Source organism: Acidovorax sp. Root267, assembly GCF_001429215.1.
Lineage (GTDB): Bacteria > Pseudomonadota > Gammaproteobacteria > Burkholderiales > Burkholderiaceae_C > Acidovorax > Acidovorax radicis.
This window is the reverse complement of record NZ_LMJC01000032.1, coordinates 189,554-214,674: the sequence shown is the minus strand read 5'-3', so window position 1 is coordinate 214,674 and position 25,121 is coordinate 189,554. Positions and strand designations below refer to the sequence as shown.

Below are 25,121 nucleotides of genomic sequence, written 5' to 3'. Positions count from 1 at the left end.
ATGCTGAGGCTCTGGGGGCGCCTGTCGTCCATCAATGTGCGCAAGGTGGTGTGGACAGCGCAGGAGCTGGGCATCACGCTGCAGCGCACCGACGCGGGCGGCCAGTACGGCATCGTGCGCGAGGCACACTACCTCGGCCTCAACCCCAACGGCCTGGTGCCGCTGATTGAGGATGAGGATACGGACACCGTGCTGTGGGAATCCAACCCCATCGTGCGCTACCTGTGTGCCCGGCATTCCATGGGTGCGCTGTACCCCGACGCATTGCGCGAGCGCTTTGTGGCCGAGCAGTGGATGGACTGGCAGCAGACCACCCTGAACCCGGCCGGGCGCGATGCCTTTGTTCAGTGGATACGCACGCCCCCAGCCCAGCGCAACGATGCGCTGATTGCCGCGTCGGTGGCGGCCACCGAGCCCCTGCTGGCAATGCTGGACGCCCACCTGGCGCGCCAGCCCTTCATGGCGGGGGAGCAGTTCACCATGGCCGACATTCCCGTGGGCTGCGAGATCCACCGCTGGTGGGGCCTGCCACAGGACCGCATCGCACGGCCGCACCTGGAGCGGTGGTACAACGCGGTCAGCACCCGCCCCGGCGCTCGGGGCGTATTGGACCAGCCTCTCTCCTGAACCTCACCATGCACCAGCGCCCCTTCAAGCAGATCGACGTCTTCAGCGACCGCCCCGGCTACGGCAACCCCGTGGCCGTGGTGCTGGATGCCGAGGGTTTGAACGACAGCGACATGCGCCGTTTTGCGGCCTGGACCAACCTGTCGGAAACCACCTTTCTGCTGCCCCCCACCGAGGCAGGGCACGCTGCGGGCGCCGACTACCGCCTGCGCATCTTCAGCCCCAACGGCGAGCTGCCTTTTGCCGGCCACCCCACGCTGGGCACCTGCCACGCGTGGCTGCAGGCGGGCAACACACCGCGCCAGAGCGGCATGGTGATCCAGGAGTGCGCGCTGGGTTTGGTGCGTATCGCGCAGACCGATGACACGCTGGCCTTTGCCGCCCCGCCCCTCAAGCGCAGCGCGCCCAGCCCCGCCCTGGTGCCGCTGATTGCGAGCGCGCTGGGCCTGCGCCCCCAGCAGATCCTGGGTGCGCAACTGCTGGACAACGGCCCCGTGTGGCTGGGCCTGCTGCTCGACAGCGCGGACACCGTGCTCGGCTTGCGCCCGGACCACGCGCGCCTGAAAGACCTGGGCCAGGACGTGGGCGTGATCCATGTCGGCCCCACCGCCAGCGACACCACCCAGCCCGGCGTGGTGGTGCGCGCCTTTGCCGCCCCCATGGGCAACCCCGAAGACCCGGTCACCGGCACCCTCAACGCCAGCCTGGCCGAATGGCTGATTGCCGACGGCCTGGCCCCGCACAGCTACCTGGTGGCCCAGGGCGAATGCCTGGGCCGCGCGGGCCGCGTGCACATCCGGCAGGACAACGACCACCAGCTCTGGGTGGGCGGGCGCGCCGTCACCTGCATTGAAGGCTCGGTGCTGCTATGAGCTGGTCCAAAACCCCGCGCCCCAGCGGCTGACCCCCACCCCGGCGGACTCCTTCCCCCAGGTGCCCACCGAACACAAGCCCAAGAACCCCAGGCCCCCGGTCAGCCCCCGGCGTGCCCAGCGCGACCGATCCACCGCCCGTTTCACCGCTTTTTTGCTTCAAGGACCCTGACCACCATGCAACAACGCCCCTTCAAACAAGTCGATGTTTTCACCGCCCAGGCCTACCGGGGCAACCCACTGGCCGTGGTGCTGGACGGCACGGGCCTGTCCACCGAAACCATGCAGGAGTTCACGAACTGGACCAACCTGTCAGAAGCCACCTTCTTGCTCCCACCCACCTTGCAAGGCCGCGCCGCCGGTGCCGACTACCGCGTGCGTATCTTCTGCCCCGGGCGCGAACTGCCCTTTGCCGGCCACCCCACGCTGGGCAGCTGCCACGCCTGGCTGCAGGCCGGGGGCCAGCCCCAGGTGGCCGGCAAGGTGGTGCAGGAATGTGGCGTGGGCCTGGTCGCGCTGCGCCAGGACGGCGACCGCCTGGCTTTTGCCGCGCCTGCGTTGATCAAAAGTGGCCCGCTGGCGGAAGACGACGTGGCCTTGATTGCCCGGGGTCTGGGGGTGGACCGCAGCGACATCCTGCACCACGCCTGGTGCGACAACGGCCCCAACTGGCGCGGTGTGATGCTGCGCAGCGGCGAACAGGTGCTGGCGCTCAAGCCCGACGCCAGCATCCTGGGCCAGCTGGATGTGGGCGTGGTCGGACCGCGCGGAAAGGTCGGTGTCATCGGCAGCACCGACGCCGAAGGCATCGCCTTTGAAGTGCGCGCCTTTTTCCCCGGCAACAACGGCTTGGCCGAAGACCCCGTCACCGGCAGCCTGAACGCCGCGCTGGCCCAGTGGCTCATCGGCGCGGGCCTGGCCCCCACAAAATACGTGGCCAGCCAGGGCACCTGCCTGGGCCGCGCCGGGCGCGTCTATGTGGAGCAGGACGGCGACACGATCTGGGTGGGCGGCAGTTCGGTCACCTGCGTGTCGGGCGAGGTGCTGCTGTGACAGCGAGCCCCTTGGCCCCGTGCGTAGACCATCTGGTCGTGTTGGCCGCCGACCTGGTCAGCGGCGTAGCCTGGTGCGAACGCACGCTGGGCATCACCCCCACAGCGGGCGGTGAACACCCTCTGATGGGCACGCACAACCGCATCTTCAATGTCTCCGGGCCCACCCACCCGCGCGCCTACCTGGAGATCATTGCTATCAACAAGGGAGCTATTCCCGCAATACCAGAAAGCGCCAGCCGCTGGTTTGATATGGATGATGCTGCCTTGCGACAACAGGTGGCACAACACGGCCCACAGCTCATCCACTGGGTGGCCAGCGTGCCCGACGTGGCCGAGCGGTGTGCCGCGCTGGCGGCGCGGGGCATCGAGCGCGGCGCCATCGTCACCGCCAGCCGCCCCACGCCGAATGGCCTGCTGCAATGGCAGATCACCGTGCGCGACGACGGCCTGCGCCTCATGGACGGCTGCCTGCCCACCCTCATCCAGTGGGGCGACGTGCACCCGTGCAGCAGCCTGCCCGCCAGTGGTGTGCAACTGCAGCAGCTCGCGCTGCAGCATCCGCAGGCCGCCACGCTGCAGGCCGCGTGCGAAGCCGTGGGGGTAGCAAACTCCGTCGCCATCACACCCGGCAACACTCCCCGGCTCACCGCGCAGCTCAGCACGCCACGGGGCCCGGTCACTCTCTCGTCGTTCACCCCCCAGGAGTAACCGCCATGCTTTTCTCTGTACAGGAACTGCTGCTCTTCGCACTCGCCGCCCTCGTGCTGGTGCTCACGCCCGGCCCCAACATGGTGTACTGCGTCTCGCGCAGCCTCACCCAGGGGCCACGCGCCGGGCTCATCTCGCTGACCGGTGTGGTGCTGGGTTTTGTCGTGCACCTGCTGGCGGCTGCCCTGGGCCTGACGGCGCTGCTGGCCGCCGTGCCGCTGGCCTTCGACGCCATCCGCTACGCCGGTGCCGCGTATCTGCTGTGGATGGCATGGCAGGCCGTCAAACCCGGCGGCAACGCGCCGTTCGAAGCCCGCAACCTGCCCCACGACCGGCCGCGCACGCTGTTCCTCATGGGCTTCATGACCAACCTGCTCAACCCCAAGGTGGCCATGTTCTACCTGTCGTTCTTCCCCCAGTTCCTCCACCCCGAGCGCGGCCAGTTGCTGCTGCAGAGCCTGACGCTGGGTGCCGTGCAGATCACCACCAGCGCAGCCGTCAACACGCTGCTCATCCTGTGCGCCGCCCGCGTGGCGCTGTTCCTGAACCGCAACGCCGCATGGATGCGCGCCCAGCGCTATTTCATGGGCACCGTCCTGGGTCTGCTGGCCCTGCGCCTCCTCACCGAAAAGAAAGCCGCCGCATGAACACCCGCCTCGACCCCACCGCCCTGCTGCCCACCCTGGCCGACATCGAAGCCGCTGCCGAGGTGGTGTACCGCGACTTCGCCGCCACGCCCCAGTACCGCTGGGGCCTGCTCAGCCAGCGCCTGGGCACCGACTGCTGGCTCAAGCACGAAAACCACACGCCCGTGGGCGCCTTCAAGATTCGCGGTGGCTTGACTTACTTCGACCAGCTCGCCCAGCGCGGCGCACTGCCCTCTGAAGTCATCAGCGCCACACGCGGCAACCACGGCCAGAGCATGGGCTGGGCCGCGCACCGCCACGGCGTGGCCTGCACCATCGTCGTGCCGCGTGGCAACTCGGTCGAGAAGAACGCCGCCATGCGCGCGCTGGGCGTCACCCTCATCGAACACGGCGACGACTTTCAGGAAGCGCGCGAACACGCCATTCAATTGGCCGCCCAGCGCGGCGCCCACATGGTGCCCAGCTTCCACCCCGACCTGCTGCGTGGCGTGAGCACCTACTGGTGGGAATTCCTGCGCGCAGTGCCGCAGCTCGACGTGGTGTATGTGCCCATCGGCCAGGGCTCGGGCGCGTGCTCGGCCATCGCTGCCAAGCTGGCGTTGCAGCACCCCGTGCGCGTGGTGGGCGTGGTCAGCAGCCACGCCACCACCTATGCCGATTCGCTGGCGGCAGGCCGCGTGGTCGAGGCGCCCGTCACCACCCAACTCGCCGACGGCATGGCCTGCCGCGTGGCAGACCCCGAAGCCCTGGCCGTGATGGCCCCGCACATCGACCACATCGTGCAGGTGAGCGATGCCGAAGTGGCCGCCGCCATGCGCGCCTTGTTCACCGACACGCACAACGTGGCCGAGGGCGCAGGCGCTGCCGCGCTGGCGGCGGCGCTGCAGGAGCGCGACCAGCTCCAGGGCTTGCACGTGGGCCTGGCGTTGACGGGCGGCAACGTCGATGCGCCCATGTTCAGCAGCGTTCTGGCGGGCTGATCCCGTTGCAGACACAAGCTACCATGCTATTCATTCAGTAGCATTGGTCGCTTGCGTGACAAGCGCCAGGGCCCTGTTCTGGCCACAATCCGCCGCATGGGAACCCTCTACCTCGTGCGCCATGGCCAGGCCTCGTTTGGCGCAGATGACTATGACGTGCTCAGCGCCCGGGGCCGCGAACAGGCCGTGCGCCTGGGCGAATACTGGCGAGCGCGGGGGATGGCGTTCGACGCCGTCATCACCGGCACGCTGCGCCGCCACACGCAAACGCTGGAAGGCATCGCCGAAGGCCTGCAGACCACGCACGAAGTGCTGCAATTGCCAGGCCTCAACGAATACGACAGCCACGCACTCATCGCGGCCATTCACCCCCAGCCCCTGGGCCCGGCCGACACGCCAGAGCGCTACCGCGCGCACTTTCGCATCCTGTGCGACGCGCTGGCGCAGTGGATGGCAGGCGTCATCAGCCCCCAGGGCATGCCCAGCTGGAACGAATTTTCAGCCGGTGTGCGCAGCGCGCTGGACCATGTGCGGCACCACCACGCGGGCCACAACGTACTGCTGGTGAGCAGCGGCGGCCCCATCTCCACGGCCGTGGGCGAGGTGCTGGGCACCGCACCCGAGGTGACGATTGCGCTGAACATGCGCATCCGCAACAGCGCGGTGACGGAGTTCTCGATTGCGCCCAAGCGGCTGATGCTGCAGACGTTCAACACCCTGCCGCATTTGAATGAGCTGGAGCATGCGGGATGGGTGACACATGCTTGACGCCTGAGGCCGGAATTTTTGGGTATTTTTGGCTTCTAGCACTTATTGGAAAAGCGTCAATAGCTATGTAATTTATAGCAAACTGACATGCCTGCCCCCAACTGGGCCAGGCAGCAGCACCGCGACCCCAGGCCGCTCTCACACCGGAACCTGTGTGGGGAGGCGTTACCGCCCCTCTACAAATCCAGCGCCAGAAACCGGGTTCCCGGCACCGGGTTGAAGCTCACGGGCTCTGCCGTGACAAAGCCCAAGGATTCATAGAGCCTTTGGGCCGCAACAAATTCGGGAAGCACGTCCAGGCACATGCGCCGGTAGCCGGCCTGGCGAGCAACGCGCAGCATCTCTTCGACCAGTTGTCGCCCCAAGTCCATTCCCCGGGCTGCTGGCCGCACATACACACGCTTCAACTCGCAGGTGCCGCCCTCCACGCGGCGCAGGGCCGCACAGCCCACCACGCTGCCCTCGACAAGGGCCAGCAGGACACAGCCATCGGGCGCCGCGTACTTGCCGGGCAACGCTGCGAACTCCTGCTCATAGTCCTGAAAGTCAAGATTGGCCGTCGGACTCTGGACATACTCGCGAAAGATTGCGGTGACTGCGGGGAGATCGTCGGGGAAGATGGCGCGCCGGATCGTGGTCATGCGGAGGCGGACGGGAGGGACTGCACCAATGCGCTCGCTCATTCGGTCTCGGGGCGCACGGTCTGCAGCGGCAGGTGCACCAGCTCCTGCAGCAGCGCCACCAGTTGCCCTGCCGCAGCATCCACCACCGCCCGCCCCTTGTCCGCCGTGGCTCCTGCCGCATTGCCCACGGCACCCGCCGGGTGGTAGTCCTGCATCTGCCAGCCCAGTTTGGCGCTTTTGCCGTTGCCCAGAATGGCGTAGCGCTCCGACCGGTCTTGCGACGTGGAGCGGAAATCCCGCGCATGCTCCATGTGCACCGTGCCGGGTGCCAAGTGCAGCATCATCGAGGTCTCGATCTCGCCCGCGTGGATGCCAAAGCGGTGCTCCTCGCCGCTGAACTGGCTGGCCACCGCGTCGGGCAGCGGCAAGCTGAACCAGCTGGCGCTGTAGACGATGAGGTCGCAGCGCGTGCGCAGCTCGCGCGCGACGATGTCCATCACGCTGACCTGGCCGCCGTGGCCGTTGAACAGCAGCAGCTTCTTGATGCCCGCACGGGCGACACATTCACCGATCTCGGTCCACAACGCTATCACCGTGGCGGGAGACAGCGTGAGCGTGCCCGGAAAGCGGATGTGCTCCGGGCTCAGGCCCACGTTCTGTGACGGTAAAAACAGCACGGGCAGGTCGGCAGGCAGTTGCGGCAATGCAGCGTCGATCACGCCCTGCAGTAGCGTGGCGTCCACCGACAGCGGCAGGTGCGGGCCATGCTGCTCGACGGCGGCCACGGGCAACACCGCCACGACCTGATCGGCCTGGCCGCTGTGCTGCAGCGCAGCAAAGTCGCGGGTGGACAGGTCGGCCCAAAAGTGCGAGGGCAAGGAGAGTGGTGCAGATTGGGGCGCGGCGGCAGCGGTCATGCCGCGATGTTAGGGCCTGTTCCGGGCCGCGTCACTTCAGCGCCATCTTGCCCAGCCAGACCAGCAGGTGTGCCACGCCCATCACCAGCAGAGCGGTGGATGCCAACCCACTGGCCCAGCTGCCCAGGCCACGGCGGCGCTGCCAGGCGCGTACCACCAGAGCCACCACCCAGCCCACCGCTGCCAGCCCGACCCACAGCATCCACAACAGACCCACGCCCAGGCAGCCAAAGCTCTCGCAGTACAGCGTGAAGGTGTAGTAGGACAGGCCCCCCAATGCCACGCACAGCCCCAGCAACAGCACGTCCAGCGTGCGCGAGACCCACACCGCCCTGCGCGAAAGCGGGGCCGAAGAAGACGACTGTGGCGATGAGGGCAAGGGCGTGTTCATGAAAAACCGAAGGTGGAGCGGCGCGGGATGATGGGTGGCAGAAACCCCTGCAGCCCAGCATAGCGCCCGCCCCACCGCCGCGCGCCGCCGCCCATCCCGCTACCATCACCGCATGACCCAAGACCTCTTCCGCCAAGACGCCTACCTGCGCGAATGCAGTGCCCACATCACCGCCGTCACCGATACCGGCATCGTGCTGGACCAGACCGTGTTCTACCCCCTGGGCGGCGGCCAGGCCGGTGACAGCGGCGTGCTGGTGCTGGCCGACGGCACCGAGATCGCCATCACCGACACCCGCAAGGGCAAGGACGCCGAAGGCAACCCCACCAGCGACATCGTGCACATCCCCGCCCCCGGGCAGGAAGACCGCGTGGCGCAGCTGGCCCTACAGGGACCAGGCACCGCCGTCACGGCCCGCATCGACTGGGAGCGCCGCCACCGCATGATGCGCCTGCACACCACCTCCCACCTGCTGTGCCATGTGGTTCCGCAGCTGGTCAATGGCTGCTCCATCACGCCCGACTACGCGCGGCTGGACTTTGCGATGACCGACCCGCTCGACAAGGAAGCCCTCACCGCCGCCATCGCCACCCTGGTGGCCGCCGCGCACCCGCTCACGGTGGCTTCGATCAGTGACGAAGAACTGGACGCCAACCCTGCCCTGGTCAAAAGCATGAGCGTGCAGCCCCCGCGTGGCACCGGACGCATCCGCACCATCCGCATCGGGGGCGACAACGACGCACCGCTGATCGACCTGCAGCCCTGCGGCGGCACGCATGTGGCCAATACGTCGGAGCTCGGCGCCATCGTGGTGACGAAGATTGAAAAGAAAAGCGCCACCACCCGCAGGGTGGTGCTGGGCTTTGCCCAGTGAGCGTAGCGAAGAGCGCTTTTCTTTGGGGTGCACTCATTTGCGTGCAACGCAAGTGAGTGCGCACCAAAAGCCTTGGCATCAACCACCACCCGCAGGATGGTGCTGGGCTTTGCCCAGTGAGCGCAGCGACGAGCACGCCCCTCAAATGTCAACAATCTTGAGCCGCCGCAGCCCCCGGTTGCAGTGGCTTACCCCGCCGGACCCACAACGGGGACAATAGCGGCCCGCGCGCGCGGCTTTTTTTGGACTTCTTGCACCAGGCGTCCTGGGGCTGCGGCGCTCACTTTTGCCTGCTGCCATGCCGATCTCTCTGCGCTCCGTCTCGTTTGCCTCCCTGCGCCAGCACCGCTGGTTCCGCCCCGCCGTCCGCGCGCTGGTGGGTTTGATCGTGTTGTGGCTGGTCACCTGGCTGGCTATCCCGCCCCTGGTCAAGGGGCCGCTGGAGCGCATCGCCTCCGAGCAATTGGGCCGCACAGTCACCGTGGGGGGCATCGACTTCCAGCCCTGGAGCCTGGAATTCGCACTGCGCGACGTGGCCGTGGCGGGCGCCAAAGGTGCGCCCCCGCAGCTGACGATTGGTCGGATCTACGCCGATGGCGAGCTGCAATCGCTGCTGCGCCTGGCGCCCGTGGTGGACGCCTTCACCATCGAAAACCCCGTGCTGCGCCTCACCCACCTGGGTGACGGCCACTACGACGTGGACGACATCATCGCCAAGGTCACGGCGCCCACGGGCGAGCCCGACACCGGCCCCGCGCGCCTGGCGCTGTACAACCTGGCGCTGACAGGCGGCAGCATCGACTTCATCGACCAGGCCGTGGACAAGACCCACCAAGTGCGCGCGCTGGCCTTCACGGTACCCTTCATCAGCACCCTGCCCTCGCAGCGCGAGGTGAAGGTGGAACCCCACCTGGCGTTCACGCTCGATGGCAGCCGGTTCGACTCGTCTGCCCAGGGCACCCCGTTTGCGCAGACCGGCAAGGCCGATGCACAGCTGCGCCTGGACGGGCTGAATCTGGCACCGTACCTGGCCTACCTGCCGGCCGACCTGCCCGTCAGGGTGCAGGGCGCCACGCTGGACGCGGATGTGAAGGTGGCCTTCGAACAGCACCCCCGCATGGCCGTGAAGCTGACCGGCACCGTGCAAGCCAGCGGGGTGCGCATGACCGACCGCCAGGGCGCCGACCTGCTGAGCTACGAGCGCCTGAAAATCGACATGGCCGATGTGCGCCCGCTGGACCAGGTAGTGCGCCTGCAGCACATCGAGCTGACGGCGCCCGTGGTGACTGCTACGCGCGATGCAGCCGGGCAGATCAACCTCGCCCAACTGGCTCCGCCCGCACCGCCCCCCTCGCCGGTCAAGGGCAAGACCACCACACCTGCGGCGCCTGCATCTTCTGCTGAACCGGCATCTTCGCCACTGGCCAGCGCCAGCGCAGCATCGGCCTCTGCCTCCCCCGCTTCCTCCAGCAAAGCCAAGGCCAAGGCCGCTCCCGCCTGGGTGGTGGAAGTCGCCACCGCCGCCGTGCGCGGCGGCACCCTGCGCTGGGCCGACCAGACCACGCGCCCCGCAGCGGCCTTGCAGGCCACCGAGGTCACGCTGGATGCGGCCGACGTCGCCGTGCCCTTTGCCAAAGAGAATGCCAAGCCCTTCACCTTCAAAGGCGGGCTCAACCTGCAGGGCAGCACGCTCAGCTTTACCGGCGAAGCCACCGACCAGAAGGCGCAGGTCAACGCGACCCTCAACGCCCTGGCGCTGCAGCTGGCCGCCCCCTACCTGGCCCAGACGTTGGAGCCCGTGGTGACCGGCCAGCTCACCGGCGACGTGGGTGTGGTGTGGCAAGCACCTACGCCACAGGCCGCGCAGGCCGGTGCCACGGGTGTCACGGTCAAGGCAGGCCCCTTGGCGCTGGAGCAGCTGGCCGTCAAGCAGGGCAAGACCACCTTGGCCAGCCTGGGCAAGCTCGACATCGCGGGCGCTGAAGTGCTCCTGGACGCGCGCACCGCCACGCTGGAGCGCCTGGCGCTCAGCCAGCCGCAACTGGCGGTGGAACGGGGCGCGGACGGGCGCTGGATGTTCGAGCGCTGGCTGAAAGCGGCACCCGCCATGCAAGGCAGCACACCATCTTCTGCCCCCAACGCCCCAACGTGGAAGCTGCGCGTGGCCGATTTCTCGCTGCAAGGCGGCACCGTCTCGCTGGCCGACAACGCGCAACAGCGCCCCGTGGCGCTGGAAGTGACCTCCCTGGGCATCACCGCCCGCAACCTGGCCACCGACGGCAGCAAGCCCGAGGCTTTCCAGCTCACGGCCCGCGCAGCCGCGCCGGGCAAGGGCGGTAGCAACAAGACAGCACCGGGCAAGCTCGACTACCAGGGCACGCTGGCGCTGCAGCCGCTGGCCACCCAGGGCAAGCTCGACGCCACCCGCCTGCCCCTGCACACACTGGACGGCTATCTGGCCAGCCAGTTCGCGGTGGAGCTGCTGCGCGCCGATGTGGGCTATCGCGGTCAGGTGACCCTGGCGCAGACGGACAAAGGCATCAGCCTGCGCCTGGCGGGCGATGCGGTGGTCGAAGAACTCAAGGCCAACAGCACCGCCGCATCCACCCCCAAGACCGAAGCCCAAGTGGGCGAGGAACTGCTGGCCTGGAAGAGCCTGAACCTGCGGGGCCTCTCCGTGGCCACCGCCCCCGGCACCGCACCGCGCGTGGAGGTCAAGGAGACCAGCCTGGTCGATTTTTTCGCCCGCATCACGATCAACGAAGCGGGCCGCATCAACCTCACCGACATCGCCAAGACCCCGGCCGAGGCCCAGGCCGCCAATGCAGCCAGCGCCAACGCCCCTACAGCCGCCCCTACAGCCGCCCCTGCAGCCGCCCAGACCGCCGCAGCGCCCGCAGCGTCTGCACCCGCCGCCGCAGCGTCTACCGCCCCGGCCGCCGTGGCCCAGGCTGACCCGCTGGCCCCTGTGGTGGTGTTTGGCCCGGTGAGCCTGGTCAATGGCAAGGTGCTGTTTTCGGACTTTTTCATCAAGCCCAACTACTCGGCCGACCTCTCCGAGCTGACCGGCAAGCTCAGCGCGTTTTCGTCCGAAGCCCCCGGCGGCGAGCCCCTGCTGGCCGACCTGGAGCTGCGCGGCCGCGCCGAGGGCTCGGCGTCGCTCGAAGTCACCGGCAAGCTCAACCCGCTGGCCAAGCCCCTGGCGCTCGACATCGTGGGCAAGGTGCGCGACCTGGAGCTGCCACCGCTCACGCCGTACGCGGTCAAGTACGCGGGCCATGGCATCGAACGCGGCAAGCTCAGCGTGGACGTGAACTACAAGGTGCTGCCCAATGGCCAGCTCACCGCCAGCAACCGGCTGGTGCTCAACCAGCTGACCTTTGGCGAACCCGTGGAAGGCGCGCCCAACAGCCTGCCTGTGAAACTGGCCGTGGCCCTGCTGGCCGACCGCAACGGGGTGATCGACCTGGACCTGCCCATCAGCGGTTCGCTCAACGACCCGCAGTTCCGCGTCGGCCCCGTGATCTTCAAGATCATCGTGAACCTGATCGGCAAGGCGCTGACCTCGCCCTTCAGCCTGCTGGCCAGTGCCTTTGGCGGTGGCGACGAAATGAGCAACGTGCCCTTTGCCCCCGGCAGCGCCGCGCTCACGCCCGAGGCGCAGCAGAACCTGGGCAAGGTGGTCAAGGCCCTGACCGACCGTCCCACCCTCAAGATCACCGTGACAGGCATGGCCAGCCTCAAGGAGGAACGCGAAGGCCTGCAGCGCGAACGCGTGCAGCAGCTGGTGCTGGCCGAAAAGCGCCGCGCCAACCCGGCGGACACCGCCCCCGTGTCGGCGGCTGAATACCCCGCCCTGCTCAAGGAGGTGTACCGCCGCGCCGACATGCCCAAGCCGCGCAACCTGGTCGGCCTGGCCAAGGAACTCACCGTGCCCGAGATGGAAGCCCTGCTGCTGGCCAACCAGCCGGCCACCGAGGCCATGGCGGCTGATCTGGCCACGCAGCGCGGCCAGGCCATCCGTTCGTATCTGGTGTCGCAGAAGCTGCCCGTGGAGCGGCTGTTCGTGGCCGCCCCCAAGGCGGGCAACCCGCCTGAAAAGTGGACACCGCGTGCGGAATTGACCCTGACTACTCAGTAGCCCCCTGAGCCGCTGCGCGGCTTCCCCCAGAGGGGGACGCACCCGGTGGACCGGCAAAGCCGGATCCACGGGTGCACTCGCCCAGGGCGCGCCAGTTTCAAAAGGCGGAGGGCTCCAAGCATGGGGCGGCGCGCGATGGCCCTTGGGCCGCTGCGCTGCGTCCCACACGGGTGTCCCGCGTGGGGCGACAGTTTCCGGGGGCGGTGCGTCCCCGCGCACAATGTCGGATTCACTGGAATGGACGGGCGAGCACCGGAACCAACGGCGCTGCGCCCGCTCCCACACTGCAACCATGCCCCACCGCCTGCTCCACCGCCTTGCAGTTACTCTGCTTTTGATAGCTGCCAGCGCTTTATGGACAAGCGCTAGCGCCCAATTTGGCTCCAAATCCGGTGCCCCAGGCACCAGCGTGGTCACCACGCCCTATGTGCGTGCCGAGCTGCTGGCCCATGCGCCCCAGGGCGTGGCGCCCGGCCAGCCGCTGTGGCTGGGGCTGCAAATCACCCACCAGCCCGAGTGGCATACCTATTGGAAAAACCCCGGCGACTCCGGCCTGCCCACCGACCTGGCCTGGACACTGCCCGCAGGCCTGGACGCGGGCGAGATCGCCTGGCCCCTGCCCAGGAAGATCCCCATCGGCACGCTGGCCAACTATGGCTATGAAGGCACGGTGCTGCTGCCCATCCCCGTCACGGTGGCCAGCACCTTCGCGGCGGCCCCGCTGGTGCAGGACGCGACCATCAAGCTGCGCGCCTCGTGGCTGGTGTGCCGCAAGGAGTGCATTCCCGAAGAGGGCGAGTTCACACTGCAGCTGCCCATCCGCAGCACCACCGCGCTGAACGGTGCCGCGTTTGACGCCGCCGCCAAAGCACAGCCCCGGCCGGTGCTGGCGGGCACCACCGGCATCGTGCCGGACAGCCAGGCGCAGATTGCCGATGGCAATACGCTGCAGGTCAGCGTGCACGGCCTGCCCGTGGCGCTGCGGGGCAAGACGCTGGACCTGTTCCCCGAAACCGCTGAGGTCATCGACAACGCCGCCAGTTGGAAGCAGGCCTGGAATGGCAGCGTATGGACGGCGCAGATTCCCCTTTCGGCCCAGCGCAGCGCCAGCCCCAACTTGATGCCCGTTGTGGTGGCCGAGCAGGCAGCGCCAGGCCACGGCACCGGCCCCGACACCCGCACGGGCTACCGGGCCGAGCTGAAGGTGCTGGGCACCTGGCCTCCCGCAGCCTCGGTGGCCAGCGTATCGCCTGCCTTGGAGGCCGCGCTCAAAGCCAATGCAGCGCAAGCGGGGGGAGCGGCAACATCGGCTGCGGGCTCGGGCGCATCGTCGCTCACGCTCACGGCCGCGCTGCTGGGAGCCTTGCTGGGTGGCCTCATCCTCAACCTCATGCCCTGTGTGTTCCCTGTGCTGGCGATCAAGGTGGTGGGTTTCACCCAGCATGCGCAGGACCGCAGGGCGCACCGGCTGAGTGGCATGGCTTACACCGCTGGCGTGGTGCTGTCGTTCATTGCGCTGGGCGCGCTCATGCTGGGCCTGCGCGCGGCGGGCGAGGCCGTTGGGTGGGGCTTTCAGCTGCAGTCGCCGGCTGTGGTGGCATCACTGGCGGCGCTGTTCACGCTGATCGCGCTCAACCTGGCAGGCGTGTTCGAGTTCGGGCACTTCCTGCCCTCCTCGGTGGCCAGCCTGCAGGCGCGCCACCCGGTGGCCGACAGTTTCCTCACCGGCGTACTGGCTGTTGCCGTGGCATCGCCCTGCACCGCACCGTTCATGGGCGCGTCGCTCGGCCTCACTGCCACGCTGCCCGCGCCACAGGCGCTGGCCGTGTTCGCGGCGCTGGGCCTGGGCCTGGCGCTGCCGTTTCTGGCCGCCAGTTTTATCCCCGCCGTGGCCCGCGCACTGCCGCGCCCCGGCGCGTGGATGGACACCTTCCGCAAGCTCATGGCCTTCCCCATGCTGGCCACCGTGGTCTGGCTGGTGTGGGTGCTGGGCCAGCAAAGCGGCATCGACGGCGCCGGTGCGCTGCTGATCCTGCTGGTGGGCCTGTCGCTGGTGGTGTGGGCGCTGTCGCTGGCGGGCCGCGCCCGGGTGTGGATGGCCACCGTGTCCGTCGCGGCCATGGCCTTGCTGGTCTGGTCCTTTGCGCCGCATATCACCAACGTGCCCACCACACCAACCAGCCCCCAGGCATCCGCCAACGGCTGGCAGCCCTGGGCACCGGGCGCGGCCGAGCAGATCGTGGCCACGGGCCGCCCCGTGTTTGTGGACTTCACCGCCGCCTGGTGCGTGACCTGCCAGTACAACAAGAAGACCACGCTGGCCAACACCGACGTGGTCGCCGACCTGCAGACCAAAAACGTGGCCCTGCTGCGCGCCGACTGGACGCGCCGCGACCCCGCCATCACGGCCGCGCTGGCGGCGCTGGGCCGCAGCGGCGTGCCCGTGTATGTGTTCTACCGGGCCGGCAAGCCGCCCGTGGTGCTGACCGAGGTGCTCAGCGTGGACGAGGTGCGCGCCACCATTGCCCAGCTATAGGGCAGGAATACTGCAAGCGCACGGCATGCGATGTATTTGAAAACCCCCAGCCATAACGCCGCCCCATGCTGACTTACCCCGCCATCGACCCCGTCGCGCTGCAGCTTGGACCGCTGGCCGTTCACTGGTACGGCCTGACCTACCTCGCAGCCTTCGGGCTGTTCCTGCTGCTGGGCCGTCTGCGCCTGCACCACGCACCGTTCGCCTCCATCAGCGGCCCTGGCGCTTGGTCACGCAAGGATGTGGAGGACATCCTCTTCCTTGGCGTGGTGGGCGTGGTGGTGGGTGGGCGCCTGGGCTACTGCCTGTTCTACAAGCCCGCCTACTACCTGAGCCATCCGCTGGAAATCCTGATGATCTGGACCCCGGGCATGTCGTTCCACGGTGGCCTGCTGGGCGTGGTGGTTGCCATGCTGTGGTTTGCGCATTCGCGCAAGCGCCCTTGGCTGCAGGTGGCCGACTTTGTGGCGCCCTGTGTGCCCACAGGCCTCGCTGCGGGGCGCGTGGGCAACTTCATCAACGGCGAACTGTGGGGCCGTGTTGCAAGCCCGGACCTGCCCTGGGGCATGGTGTTTGCGCACAGCGGCTCGCTGCAGCCACGCCATCCATCGCAGGTCTACCAGTTTCTGATGGAAGGGTTGCTGCTGTTCATCCTGCTGTGGCTGTATGCGCGCAAAGAACGCCGCCCGGGCCAGGTGGCCGCCGCCTTCCTGGTGGGCTACGGTGTGTTCCGCTTCATCGCCGAATATTTCCGAGAACCGGATGCCCACCTGGGCTTGCTGTCGCTGGGCATGAGCATGGGGCAGTGGCTGTGCCTGCCGATGATCGCGGCGGGCGTGGGGCTGTGGGCACACAGCAAGGCCCGCCCAGGAGTCCCCCCTGGCGAGCTTCGACCCCGTCCAAATTGATTGTCTGAGGGGCCACCCGGTCACTGCGCGCCGAGTAGCACCCCTCCACGCTGCCCTGTTGATTGCCAGAACAATTCGCCCCCCGCCAACCGCTAGGAGACCTGCCATGAAGCTGCTTCGCCGTACGTTGATCGCCACCGCCGCCCTGGTCGCGCTGGGCGCCCAGGCCGCCGCCACCGTGGGCCAGCCCGCCCCCGACTTCACGCTCAAGGACGCCACCGGCAAGACGGTGCGCCTGTCGGACTTCAAGGGCAAGCACGTGGTGCTGGAATGGACCAACCCCGGCTGCCCGTTTGTGCGCAAGCACTACGACAGCGGCAACATGCCCGCCACACAGAAGGATGCCACTGGCCAGAACGTGGTGTGGCTGGCGGTCAATTCCACCGAGAAGGCCAGCAGCGACTACCTGGAGCCCGCCAAACTCACGGCCTGGGTCACCGAACGCAAGGCCGTGCCCACCGCCGTGCTGATGGACGAGGAAGGCACCGTGGGCAAAAGCTATGGTGCGCGCACCACGCCGCACCTGTACATCGTCAACCCGCAGGGCGTGCTGGTCTATGCGGGCGGCATCGACAGCATCCCCTCGGCCCGCCCGGCCGACATCGAGAAAGCCACCAACTACGTGAAGGTGGGGCTGTCGGAGGCGCTGGCGGGCAAGCCGATCTCGGCGGCGACGACACAGCCGTATGGCTGCAGCATCAAGTACAAGTAGGAAGCCCCCCTGAGGCGCTGCGCGCCTTCCCCCGGCGGGGGACGCCACCTGTGGCCTGGCAGAGCCAGTTCCACGGTGGCACTGGTGTGGGGAGCACGCCAGTTTTTACGAGTGTGGCGGGCTCGGCTCAGCGCGCCACGCAGTTCACGCGCAGCACACGGGGCGCCTGGAAGAACATCGTGTTGCCCTGGCCACGGATGTAAGTGCCACCGTCGCCGTACCCAAAGCCGGTGACCACACGCTCAGGCTGCAGCGGCACGGTGCGGCCGTTCATCTCCAGCAGCGCAGGGCCATCGGGCTGGGCGGGCCAGTGCACCACCAGCATGGGGCCACGGTCACAGGCGTAGGTCGTGACACGCTGGACCTTGGGCACATCGGGGGCGCGCGGCGGTGTGCAGGCGCTCAGGGCAATGGTGGACAGGGCAACGGCGGCCACAAGGCCAGTGGCGCGGCGGGCGCGTGGGGGGTTCTGCACGGGATCTCCTCGGAATCTGGGGCGGGGCCACAGTGTTGATGGCAGTGTTGGTGGACAACGCGGGGCTCTGGCGCCGCAGCAGTTCGCCCCCATACACTGCCATGTATGAAACGCACGCCCGACACCATCAGCACCCTGCGCGATATTCTGACGCACTGCCGCACCCTTGCGGTGGTGGGACTGTCGCCCCAATGGCACAGGCCCAGCTATTTCGCGGCCAAATACATGCAGGCGCACGGCTACCGCATCGTGCCGGTGAATCCGCTCGTCGCGCGCGAGGGCGGGCAGATTCTGGGCGAGACGGCCTACGCCAGCGTGGCCGATGCCGCCCAGGCGCTGGCGGCCCGGGGCGAACGGATCGACATGGTGGACTGCTTTCGCAAGAGCGAGGACATTCCGCCGCTGGCCGGGGAGGCGATTGCCATCGGCGCGCGCTGCCTGTGGCTGCAGCTGGGCGTGTTCAATGAGACTGCCCGCCTGCAGGCGAAGGCCGCCGGGCTCCAGGTGATCGAAAACCGCTGCGTGAAGATCGAACACGCGCGGCTGTTTGGCGGCCTGGGCTGGATGGGCGTGAACACCCGCGTCATCAGCGCCAAACGCCTGCGACAGCTGCCTTACTAGCAAATTCATAGCTCCTAGCGCTTATCCATCAAGCGCTGGCGGCCAATTTTATTCAAAATCATGTCTTCCAACCACCCCTCCGGCGCCGACCGCGACTTCGGTTTTGGCACCCGCGCCATCCACGCCGGCGCCCAGCCCGACCCCGTGACTGGCGCTCGTGCCACGCCCATCCACCAGACGACCAGCTTTGTGTTCGACAACGCGGAGCACGCCAGCAGCCTGTTCAACCTGCAGACCTTTGGCAACGTCTACAGCCGCATCAGCAACCCCACGGTGGCGGTGTTCGAGGAGCGCATTGCAAGCCTCGAAAACGGCCGCGCCGCCCTGGCCTGTGCCAGCGGCATGGCCGCGCAGATGGCGGCGCTGCTGGCCATCCTGAAGACCGGCGACCACATCGTGGCGGCCAGCACGCTGTATGGCGGCACGGTGGGGCAGCTGGGCGTGGGCTTCGCGCGCTTAGGGATAGAGACCACCTTTGTGGACCCGGCCGCCCCCGAGAACTTTGCACGCGCCATGCGCCCCAACACCCGCGCCGTGTATGGCGAAACCATCGGCAACCCGCTGGTCAACGTGCTTGACATCGCCGCCGTGGCCGAGGTGGCGCATGCCCACGGCGTGCCGCTCATCATCGACAACACGGTGGCCAGCCCCTACCTGTGCAACCCGCTGGCGCTGGGCGCCGACATAGTGGTGCACAGCGCCACCAAGTACATCGGCGGCCACGGCACGACCATGGGCGGCGTGGTGGTGGAGGGTGGCAAGTTCCCGTGGGACAACGGCAACTTCCCCGAGATGGTGGAGCCCAGCCGCGCCTACCACGGCGTGAAGTTCTACGAGACCTTTGGCGACTTTGGCTACACCATGAAGGCGCGCATGGAGGTCAACCGCACCTTCGGCGGCGTGCTGTCGCCCATGAACGCGTGGCAGCTGCTGCAAGGCGCCGAAACGCTGCACCTGCGCATGCGCGAGCACTGCCGCAACGCGCTGGCCGTGGCGAAGTTTCTGCAAAGCCATCCGCAGGTGGCGTGGGTCAACTACCCCGGTCTGGCGGATTCGCCGTATTTCGATCTGGCGCAAAAGCAGTTCCGTGCCGTGGATGGCACGCCCGGGGCCTCGGGCATCCTGACTTTTGGCGTCAAAGGCGGTGCGTCGGCCGGAGAGAAATTCATCGACGCCTGCGAGTTCCTGAGCCACCTGGCCAACATCGGCGACGCCAAGACGCTGGTGATCCACCCCGCATCGACCACCCACCGCCAGCTGAGCGAAGAAGAGCTGGCCCGCGCAGGCGTGAGCGCGGACATGGTGCGGCTGTCGGTGGGGATTGAGGATCTGGATGACATCCTGTGGGATGTGGACCAGGCGCTGGGGCGGGCGACAGAATCCCTCTGAGCCAATTTTTGGAACAATGCGCCGCTAGGAGACTACTACTGTGGAAACTTCCGACGCAGTCTCGGCTGGAAATTTGGCAGCAGTTCGAATTTACGGCATCGTTAAGTTCGAACAACCGTTGCTTTGTCTCAAAGAGGTACTTGGTACTAGCTTCCCCATCTGTATCGGTGGTGTTCAAGGACACTTTGAGTTCCCCTCGGAACCCATCGAATCAGGGCGGCCGGCTGACCCACTGCGCGAACCCCTTGTACCGCCTAAGGATGCAAAGACGTGGAGGCAGGGAGATCCACCAATTTTGTGGGGACTTCGGCATGCATACCAGTACCCGGACGGTCATCCTGAAGTATTGCGTGCGCTGCTGTGGTTTGACACTATCCCCGACAAGACGGCAGAACTGAGTACCGCTGTCTATCAAAATTTCGATCGATGGAGAACCCGACTTTTTGACGGGTTTGACCTGTTCAGCACGCGATGGTTTGCCAATTCAACGACAGTAGTAAGTCCGTCCCCAGGCGATCTGAACTTATTTGTTTTTGATCAATCAGGCAAACAGGAACGCCCATATAAAAAAAAGGGAACTCAAGTCGCTGTTTACGAAGATCCGGCGGCCCCCGATCCTGCTTTGACTCAAACTCAGATCGAGAAGGCTTGTATGTTGGCGTCGAGCGATACAGAGTTGTCGCTTCCATATCGGTTTCAACTGGCGGCGTATCGGGCCATCAAGGAAAAGGACTTTAGAAAAGCTATTGTTGAAACTGCAGTTGCGTCGGAGATTGCTCTCACGCAGGCCATTGAAAATCGCCTCCGCCTCGATCAACTCCCGTATACAGACAAGATCCTCGAGAAGTTCAGAATGCTCAGTGGCAGAGTTGAACTAGCGAGAGCAATGGGTTTCGCTGTTCCTGAAAATATCAAATCCGCCCTCGTAGAACCTCGCAATATGGTTGCGCACAGAGGCGAATCCCCAACTCAAAGGCAAGCGTTTGCAGCAGTAAGCGCAACAGCCAAAATTCTTGGCGACAACCTGCCGCCATTAGTTTGAAAAACCTGAGCAGACTTGGTCGCAACCTCCGGCATTCCTGTGTTTGATGGGCTACAACCACCGCCGCACATCCCGGCGGTAGTCCGCATACTGGCGCCCAAAGCGGGCTACCAGCTTGCGCTCTTCCAGGGGGATGTACCAACACTGCGCCAGCACAAAAAACAGCAGCACCAGAATCCACGGCGACAAGGCACCCAGCGCCAGCGCCACGCCCGCCAGGGCCAGCAGCATGCCCAGGTACATGGGGTTGCGCGTGTACGCAAACAGGCCCGCCGTGGTGAGCGTGCCGGGCTCGCCGAAGGTGTTGATATTGGTGCCGATGCGCTTGAACAGGCGAGCATGCCACTGGGCCATGGCCAGGCCCGCCAGCACCAGCACACCCCCCGCCCACCAGGCCAGCACGCGTGCATCGGTGGGCAGCGCGGCCAGGGGCCAAGTGCGCTGCAAAATCACCATCACACCCACCGACGCAAACCAGACCACAGGGGGCAGCAGCAAACGTTGCATTCCGACCTCTCCTTGCAAAATCAAGACATGGGCCGCAGTCTGCCGATGGCGCGCTGTGCTGGCGATAACCTGGGTTAACGGAGTCCTCTTTTGCCGACCTTTTCTCATTCCACCCACACGGTGCTGGAGCAACTGGCACAGGCCCCGCTGCCCGAGTGGGAGGCTCTGGAGCGCGCCACCACGGTGCGGCAGCTGCAGCCCGGCGAGGTGCTGTTCCACGCGGGCGAGGCGCAGCCCCGGGTGTTTGTGGTGAACCGGGGGCTCATCAAGATGGTGTACGAGACAGCCGGGGGCGACGCCTGGGTCAAGGGGTTTGCGCCCGCCGGCCTGTGTTTTGCCAGTCTCACAGCCCTGCAGCCGGGCGGCGTGACCAGCTATGCCGCCCTGGCCGAGGGCGGACCCTGCACGGTAGAGCAGATCGACCATGCAGCGCTGGAGGCGCTGGCCGCACGCCACAGCCTGTGGCAACGTGCGCTGAGCAACGCCTACCGCCTGTACGGCCAGCGCAAGGAACAGCGCGAGATGGAGTTGCTCACGCTGTCGCCCGAGGAGCGCTACCGGCGTTTCTTGCAGCAGCACCCACAGATCGCCACCCAGGTACGCCAGCGCGACATTGCCAGCTATGTGCGTGTGACACCGGTGGCGCTCAGCCGCATCAAGGCGCGCATGTTGCGCGGCGGCTGACGACAGCGGCTCAGAGGCGGCTGCTCAGGGGTTGCCGCCCTGAGCGGCGCCCAGGCGCTGCGACAGGTTGCGCGCGGTGTCGCGCAGGTGCTGCGCCGCCGGGCTCGCGGGCCCGGTCTGCAGCGTGGCGCTGGGGCCGATCACGGCGATGCACAGCACCAGCTGCCCGAACCCATCGAACACCGGCGTGGCCAGCGCGCTGATGCCGGGCAAAAGCTGATCTGTCACTGCGCTGATCTGATGCTGGCGCACGGCCTCCAGTTCGGCCGCAAATGCGGGCTCATCCAGCGCGCCCGCAAACCCTTCGGCCGCCAGTGCGGCGGCAGCGCGCTCGCGCGGGCCGAAAGCCGCGAACACCTTGCCCGTGGCCGTATGCCGCACCGAGGCCGTGGTGCCGTGGCGCATGGCCACATACACGGCGGTGGGGCCTTCTTCCACACGAATGATGGTGGGGCCACTGTCGCCCCAGACCGAGGCCGACACGGTGTAGCCGATGCGCTGGGCCAGCGCGGGCAGCTCGGCGATCGCCAGGCGCACGGGGTCCACCTGCTGCAGGCTGATGAGGCCCAGCTGCATGGCCAAGGGGCCCAGGCCGTAATGGCCGCTCACGGCGTCCTGCTCGATCAGGCCCAGCTTGCCGAAGCTCACCAGGTAGGGGTGGGCCTTGGCGGCCGTCATGTCGGCCGCGCGGGCCAGGTCCTTGAGCGCCATGCGGCGGCCGGTGCGCGCCAGCACCTTCAGCAGTTGCCCGCCCACCTCCACGCTCTGGATGCCGCGCGGGGTGCGGGGCGTGTCTTCGTCGTCGGCATGGGGCAGGTCGAGGGTCGTGGAGGCCATAGGCCCGATTGTCCACGCACCATGGCACCGCCTCGCCCTTCGGGTTTTCACCTAAACAAATGCGTTAGACATAAACAAATTTCTTGCCTAACATCAAAACATTCCGTTTAGATAAACGCATTCACCATTAACAAATCACCACCATGAGCACCGTCAAAACCTTTGCCTCCGCCGCTGACCTCGAAGTGAAGAAGGTGAGCTTCGACCAGCTATCCGACCACGCCTACGCCTACACGGCCGAAGGCGACCCCAACACCGGCATCATCGTTGGCGACGACGCGGTGATGGTCATCGACACCCAGGCCACTCCCGTGATGGCGCAGGACGTGATCCGCCGCATCCGCGAGGTGACCGACAAGCCCATCAAGTACGTGCTGCTGTCCCATTACCACGCAGTGCGCGTGCTGGGCGCCAGTGCCTACGGGGCCGAGCACATCATCGCCAGCGAAGACACGCGCGACCTCATCGTGGAGCGCGGGCAGTTCGACAAGGACAGCGAGATTGGCCGCTTCCCCCGCCTGTTCCAGAACGTGGAGAGCGTGCCTGACGGCCTGACTTGGCCGACCATGACCTTCAACAAGAAGATGACGCTGTGGCTGGGCAGCGTGGAAGTACAAATCCTGCAACTGGGCCGAGGCCACACCAAGGGCGACACGGTGGCCTGGCTGCCGCAGGAAAAGATCCTCTTCAGCGGCGACCTGGTGGAATTCGACGCCACGCCGTATGCGGGCGATGCGTACTTCCAGGACTGGCCACAGACCCTGGACAACATCGCGGCCCTGAAGCCCGAAAAGCTGGTGCCTGGCCGGGGCGCCGCACTGCAGACGCCCGAGCAGGTGCAGGCGGGCCTGGCCGGTACGCGCGCCTTCATCAGCGACCTGTACGAGAGCGTGAAGGCCAGTGCTGCGCAAGGCGAAGACCTGCGCAAGGTGTACGAGGCCACGTTCGCCAAGCTGCAGCCCAAGTACGGGCACTGGGTGATCTTTAACCACTGCATGCCCTTTGACGTGACCCGTGCGTACGACGAGGCCACGCAATACCCCGACCCACGCATCTGGACCGCCGAGCGTGACATTCAAATGTGGAAGGCTTTGGAAGGCTGAGCCGCCGAGGTTGGAAGAGACAAAAGATATGAACCCCAGAGACATTCCCACCGAAGCCTTCCACGCCAGCGGCCCTGAAGTGCAGGCCATCGACTTCGGCTACGTGCACTCGCCCGACCAGGACAGCGCCCAACCCGCGCGGCACCCCATCGTGATCATCGGCGCGGGCCCCGTGGGCCTGTCGCTCGCGATTGACCTGGCGCAGCGCGGCCAGCGCGTGGTGGTACTGGACAACGACCACAAGCTCTCCATCGGCTCGCGCGCCATCTGCTTCGCGAAGCGCACGCTCGAAATCTGGGACCGCCTGGGCGTGGGGCAGCGCATGGTGGACAAGGGCGTGTCGTGGAACCTGGGCAAGGTGTTCCTCAAGGACGAGCAGTTGTACGAGTTCAACCTGCTGCCCGAGCAGGGCCACGAACGCCCGGCCTTCATCAACCTGCAGCAGTACTACGCCGAGGCCTACCTGGTGGAGCGGGCACTGCAGCTGCCCGGCATCGACATCCGCTGGCACAACAAGGTGACCACCGTGGCCAGCCGCGAGGACGGCGCATTGCTCGGCATCGAGACGCCCGAAGGCAGCTACCAAATAGACGCCCAGTGGCTGGTGGCCTGCGATGGCTCACGCTCGCCCACGCGGCAGATGCTGGGGCTGGAGAGCAAAGGCCGCATCTTCCAGGACCGTTTCCTGATCGCCGATGTGAAGCTGGCGGGCGATGCGGACTTCCCGACCGAGCGCTGGTTCTGGTTCGACCCGCCCTTTCACCCCAACCAGAGCGTGCTGCTGCACCGCCAGCCCGACAACGTGTGGCGCATCGACTTCCAGCTCGGTTGGGACGCGGACCCGGAAGAAGAAAAGAAGCCCGAGAACATCCTTCCGCGCGTGAAGGCACTGCTGGGCGCGGATGCGCAGTTCGAACTGGATTGGGCGAGTGTCTACACCTTTGCCTGCCTGCGCATGGACCAATTCGTGCACGGCCGCGTGGTCTTTGCCGGCGACAGCGCGCACGGTGTCTCGCCCTTTGGCGCACGCGGCGCCAACAGCGGCGTGCAGGACGCCGAGAACCTGGCCTGGAAGCTCGATTGGGTGCTCAAGGGCCGTGCAGGCACCGCCCTGCTGGCGACGTATGGACCCGAGCGCGAATACGCGGCCGATGAGAACCTGTGCAACTCCACGCGCGCTACCGACTTCATCACGCCCAAGAGCGAGGTGAGCCGCCTGTTCCGCGACGCCGCGCTGCACCTGGCGCGCGACCATGCCTTTGCGCGCCGCATCGTCAACAGCGGGCGCCTGTCGGTGCCGGCCACGCTGCACACATCGCCGCTGAACACGCCGGATACCGATACCTTTGTGGGCACCCAGGTGCCTGGCGCGGTGCTGCTCGATGCGCCTCTGACGAAACAAGGCCAGCCGACTTGGTTGCTGCGCGAGCTGGGGCCGGAGTTCACGCTGCTGGTGTTTGGCCCTGCTCCCACCTGGGCTGGCGCACTGCCCCATGTGCGGGTGCTGCAGATCGGACTGGACGTGATCGACGCCCAGGCGCTGGCGGCGCAGCGGCTGGACGCGCTGCCAGGCACGGCGTACCTGGTGCGGCCCGATCAGCATGTGTGTGCCCGCTGGCACGCCCCCACCGAAGCGGCCGTGCGCGCCGCTCTGGCCCGTGCCACGGCAACGGTCTTGTGAGCGGCCTCGGACAAGGAAACCAA

At 66.9% G+C, this 25,121-nt stretch carries 24 protein-coding genes; 18 read left to right on the top strand and 6 right to left on the bottom strand.

The features are described from left to right. The 7 genes from ASE39_RS23095 (at position 1) to ASE39_RS23065 (ending at position 5,657) form a co-directional block, all read left to right on the top strand. The gene (locus tag ASE39_RS23095) at positions 1-627 is read left to right on the top strand and encodes a glutathione S-transferase (RefSeq protein ID WP_010466131.1); all 627 of its coding nucleotides are present in this window, start codon (positions 1-3) and stop codon (positions 625-627) included. 8 nt (positions 628-635) lie between these two features. Continuing rightward, entirely contained in the window at positions 636-1,499 is an 864-nt protein-coding gene (locus ASE39_RS23090) for a PhzF family phenazine biosynthesis protein (RefSeq protein WP_010466133.1), read from the top strand. A gap of 177 nt (positions 1,500-1,676) precedes the next feature. Next, positions 1,677-2,552: a PhzF family phenazine biosynthesis protein gene (locus ASE39_RS23085; protein ID WP_057272655.1), complete on the top strand. Its 876-nt coding sequence runs from the start codon at positions 1,677-1,679 to the stop codon at positions 2,550-2,552. Next, a complete protein-coding gene (locus ASE39_RS23080; RefSeq protein ID WP_199864324.1) occupies positions 2,549-3,262 on the top strand; it encodes a VOC family protein in 714 nt (237 codons plus the stop codon). Before ASE39_RS23085 ends, ASE39_RS23080 begins: the two co-directional genes overlap by 4 nt. A gap of 5 nt (positions 3,263-3,267) precedes the next feature. Next, on the top strand, positions 3,268-3,909 hold the full coding sequence (locus tag ASE39_RS23075) for a LysE family translocator (protein WP_010466140.1): 642 nt from the start codon (positions 3,268-3,270) through the stop codon (positions 3,907-3,909). Next, a complete protein-coding gene (locus ASE39_RS23070) occupies positions 3,906-4,889 on the top strand; it encodes a threonine dehydratase (protein WP_057272653.1) in 984 nt (327 codons plus the stop codon). Before ASE39_RS23075 ends, ASE39_RS23070 begins: the two co-directional genes overlap by 4 nt. Positions 4,890-4,985: 96 nt before the next feature. Then, positions 4,986-5,657 carry a histidine phosphatase family protein gene (locus ASE39_RS23065; RefSeq protein ID WP_057272687.1) on the top strand — a complete coding sequence of 224 codons (672 nt, stop codon included), beginning with the start codon at positions 4,986-4,988 and terminating at the stop codon, positions 5,655-5,657. 176 nt (positions 5,658-5,833) lie between these two features. Here the strand turns inward: ASE39_RS23065 and ASE39_RS23060 are convergent, their stop codons facing one another. From ASE39_RS23060 to ASE39_RS23050, 3 genes are read right to left on the bottom strand one after another with little or no spacing between them, the layout of a single operon-like run. Continuing rightward, positions 5,834-6,298, bottom strand: coding sequence for a GNAT family N-acetyltransferase (locus ASE39_RS23060; protein WP_057272652.1), 465 nt, complete (start codon positions 6,296-6,298; stop codon positions 5,834-5,836). A 38-nt stretch (positions 6,299-6,336) separates the two neighbouring features. After that, positions 6,337-7,197, bottom strand: coding sequence for a creatininase family protein (locus ASE39_RS23055; RefSeq protein ID WP_057272651.1), 861 nt, complete (start codon positions 7,195-7,197; stop codon positions 6,337-6,339). 31 nt (positions 7,198-7,228) lie between these two features. Next, entirely contained in the window at positions 7,229-7,588 is a 360-nt protein-coding gene (locus tag ASE39_RS23050; protein ID WP_057272650.1) for a hypothetical protein, read from the bottom strand. Positions 7,589-7,700: 112 nt separating this feature from the next. Between ASE39_RS23050 and ASE39_RS23045 the strand changes: the two genes are divergently transcribed. The 5 genes from ASE39_RS23045 to ASE39_RS23025 all read left to right on the top strand — a co-directional run bounded on the left by ASE39_RS23045 (position 7,701) and on the right by ASE39_RS23025 (position 16,759). Beyond that, complete coding sequence (locus ASE39_RS23045) at positions 7,701-8,462, top strand: alanyl-tRNA editing protein (RefSeq protein WP_010466152.1); 762 nt, start codon at positions 7,701-7,703, stop codon at positions 8,460-8,462. Between the two features lie 298 nt (positions 8,463-8,760). Then, positions 8,761-12,603 (top strand): DUF748 domain-containing protein, encoded by a 3,843-nt coding sequence (locus ASE39_RS23040; protein ID WP_057272649.1) that lies wholly within the window; start codon positions 8,761-8,763, stop codon positions 12,601-12,603. 292 nt (positions 12,604-12,895) lie between these two features. Continuing rightward, on the top strand, positions 12,896-15,139 hold the full coding sequence (locus tag ASE39_RS23035) for a thioredoxin family protein (protein WP_057272686.1): 2,244 nt from the start codon (positions 12,896-12,898) through the stop codon (positions 15,137-15,139). 65 nt (positions 15,140-15,204) lie between these two features. Continuing rightward, entirely contained in the window at positions 15,205-16,047 is an 843-nt protein-coding gene (lgt, locus tag ASE39_RS23030; protein ID WP_010466160.1) for a prolipoprotein diacylglyceryl transferase, read from the top strand. A gap of 106 nt (positions 16,048-16,153) precedes the next feature. Beyond that, entirely contained in the window at positions 16,154-16,759 is a 606-nt protein-coding gene (locus tag ASE39_RS23025) for a thioredoxin family protein (protein ID WP_057272648.1), read from the top strand. 127 nt (positions 16,760-16,886) lie between these two features. Here the strand turns inward: ASE39_RS23025 and ASE39_RS23020 are convergent, their stop codons facing one another. Next, positions 16,887-17,234: a hypothetical protein gene (locus ASE39_RS23020; RefSeq protein ID WP_010466164.1), complete on the bottom strand. Its 348-nt coding sequence runs from the start codon at positions 17,232-17,234 to the stop codon at positions 16,887-16,889. Between the two features lie 105 nt (positions 17,235-17,339). Here ASE39_RS23020 and ASE39_RS23015 point away from each other — a divergent pair, with 105 nt between their 5' ends. The 3 genes from ASE39_RS23015 to ASE39_RS26670 are packed head-to-tail and all read left to right on the top strand — an operon-like array spanning position 17,340 to position 20,286. Beyond that, positions 17,340-17,855 carry a CoA-binding protein gene (locus ASE39_RS23015; protein ID WP_010466166.1) on the top strand — a complete coding sequence of 172 codons (516 nt, stop codon included), beginning with the start codon at positions 17,340-17,342 and terminating at the stop codon, positions 17,853-17,855. A 60-nt stretch (positions 17,856-17,915) separates the two neighbouring features. Beyond that, the gene (locus ASE39_RS23010) at positions 17,916-19,244 is read left to right on the top strand and encodes an O-acetylhomoserine aminocarboxypropyltransferase/cysteine synthase family protein (RefSeq protein ID WP_057272647.1); all 1,329 of its coding nucleotides are present in this window, start codon (positions 17,916-17,918) and stop codon (positions 19,242-19,244) included. Positions 19,245-19,284: 40 nt separating this feature from the next. After that, a complete protein-coding gene (locus ASE39_RS26670; RefSeq protein ID WP_139019230.1) occupies positions 19,285-20,286 on the top strand; it encodes a hypothetical protein in 1,002 nt (333 codons plus the stop codon). 51 nt (positions 20,287-20,337) lie between these two features. On the opposite strand, the gene ASE39_RS23005 is transcribed toward ASE39_RS26670, so the two are convergent. Then, complete coding sequence (locus ASE39_RS23005) at positions 20,338-20,793, bottom strand: isoprenylcysteine carboxylmethyltransferase family protein (RefSeq protein ID WP_010466170.1); 456 nt, start codon at positions 20,791-20,793, stop codon at positions 20,338-20,340. 90 nt (positions 20,794-20,883) lie between these two features. On the opposite strand from ASE39_RS23005, the gene ASE39_RS23000 reads away from it, so the two are divergent. Next, positions 20,884-21,477 (top strand): Crp/Fnr family transcriptional regulator, encoded by a 594-nt coding sequence (locus ASE39_RS23000; protein ID WP_010466172.1) that lies wholly within the window; start codon positions 20,884-20,886, stop codon positions 21,475-21,477. 24 nt (positions 21,478-21,501) lie between these two features. Here the strand turns inward: ASE39_RS23000 and ASE39_RS22995 are convergent, their stop codons facing one another. Beyond that, positions 21,502-22,314, bottom strand: coding sequence for an IclR family transcriptional regulator (locus tag ASE39_RS22995; protein WP_057272646.1), 813 nt, complete (start codon positions 22,312-22,314; stop codon positions 21,502-21,504). A 143-nt stretch (positions 22,315-22,457) separates the two neighbouring features. On the opposite strand from ASE39_RS22995, the gene ASE39_RS22990 reads away from it, so the two are divergent. Next, positions 22,458-23,417 carry an MBL fold metallo-hydrolase gene (locus ASE39_RS22990; protein WP_057272645.1) on the top strand — a complete coding sequence of 320 codons (960 nt, stop codon included), beginning with the start codon at positions 22,458-22,460 and terminating at the stop codon, positions 23,415-23,417. Positions 23,418-23,445: 28 nt separating this feature from the next. Beyond that, positions 23,446-25,098: an FAD-dependent oxidoreductase gene (locus tag ASE39_RS22985; protein WP_010466178.1), complete on the top strand. Its 1,653-nt coding sequence runs from the start codon at positions 23,446-23,448 to the stop codon at positions 25,096-25,098. Positions 25,099-25,121 lie beyond the last annotated feature (23 nt).

Excerpts from the sequence above, each read along its gene's own strand:
- lgt (WP_010466160.1), top strand. The coding sequence starts at position 15,205 with ATGCTGACTTACCCCGCCATCGACCCCGTCGCGCTGCAGCTTGGACCG.
- ASE39_RS23090 (WP_010466133.1), top strand. The coding sequence starts at position 636 with ATGCACCAGCGCCCCTTCAAGCAGATCGACGTCTTCAGCGACCGCCCC.
- ASE39_RS22990 (WP_057272645.1), top strand. The coding sequence starts at position 22,458 with ATGAGCACCGTCAAAACCTTTGCCTCCGCCGCTGACCTCGAAGTGAAG.
- ASE39_RS23085 (WP_057272655.1), top strand. The coding sequence starts at position 1,677 with ATGCAACAACGCCCCTTCAAACAAGTCGATGTTTTCACCGCCCAGGCC.
- ASE39_RS23075 (WP_010466140.1), top strand. The coding sequence starts at position 3,268 with ATGCTTTTCTCTGTACAGGAACTGCTGCTCTTCGCACTCGCCGCCCTC.
- ASE39_RS22995 (WP_057272646.1), bottom strand. The coding sequence starts at position 22,314 with ATGGCCTCCACGACCCTCGACCTGCCCCATGCCGACGACGAAGACACG.
- ASE39_RS23055 (WP_057272651.1), bottom strand. The coding sequence starts at position 7,197 with ATGACCGCTGCCGCCGCGCCCCAATCTGCACCACTCTCCTTGCCCTCG.
- ASE39_RS23025 (WP_057272648.1), top strand. The coding sequence starts at position 16,154 with ATGAAGCTGCTTCGCCGTACGTTGATCGCCACCGCCGCCCTGGTCGCG.
- ASE39_RS23070 (WP_057272653.1), top strand. The coding sequence starts at position 3,906 with ATGAACACCCGCCTCGACCCCACCGCCCTGCTGCCCACCCTGGCCGAC.
- ASE39_RS22985 (WP_010466178.1), top strand. The coding sequence starts at position 23,446 with ATGAACCCCAGAGACATTCCCACCGAAGCCTTCCACGCCAGCGGCCCT.
- ASE39_RS23015 (WP_010466166.1), top strand. The coding sequence starts at position 17,340 with ATGAAACGCACGCCCGACACCATCAGCACCCTGCGCGATATTCTGACG.
- ASE39_RS23035 (WP_057272686.1), top strand. The coding sequence starts at position 12,896 with ATGCCCCACCGCCTGCTCCACCGCCTTGCAGTTACTCTGCTTTTGATA.
- ASE39_RS23040 (WP_057272649.1), top strand. The coding sequence starts at position 8,761 with ATGCCGATCTCTCTGCGCTCCGTCTCGTTTGCCTCCCTGCGCCAGCAC.
- ASE39_RS23005 (WP_010466170.1), bottom strand. The coding sequence starts at position 20,793 with ATGCAACGTTTGCTGCTGCCCCCTGTGGTCTGGTTTGCGTCGGTGGGT.
- ASE39_RS23065 (WP_057272687.1), top strand. The coding sequence starts at position 4,986 with ATGGGAACCCTCTACCTCGTGCGCCATGGCCAGGCCTCGTTTGGCGCA.
- ASE39_RS23050 (WP_057272650.1), bottom strand. The coding sequence starts at position 7,588 with ATGAACACGCCCTTGCCCTCATCGCCACAGTCGTCTTCTTCGGCCCCG.
- ASE39_RS23010 (WP_057272647.1), top strand. The coding sequence starts at position 17,916 with ATGTCTTCCAACCACCCCTCCGGCGCCGACCGCGACTTCGGTTTTGGC.
- ASE39_RS23060 (WP_057272652.1), bottom strand. The coding sequence starts at position 6,298 with ATGACCACGATCCGGCGCGCCATCTTCCCCGACGATCTCCCCGCAGTC.
- ASE39_RS23095 (WP_010466131.1), top strand. The coding sequence starts at position 1 with ATGCTGAGGCTCTGGGGGCGCCTGTCGTCCATCAATGTGCGCAAGGTG.
- ASE39_RS23045 (WP_010466152.1), top strand. The coding sequence starts at position 7,701 with ATGACCCAAGACCTCTTCCGCCAAGACGCCTACCTGCGCGAATGCAGT.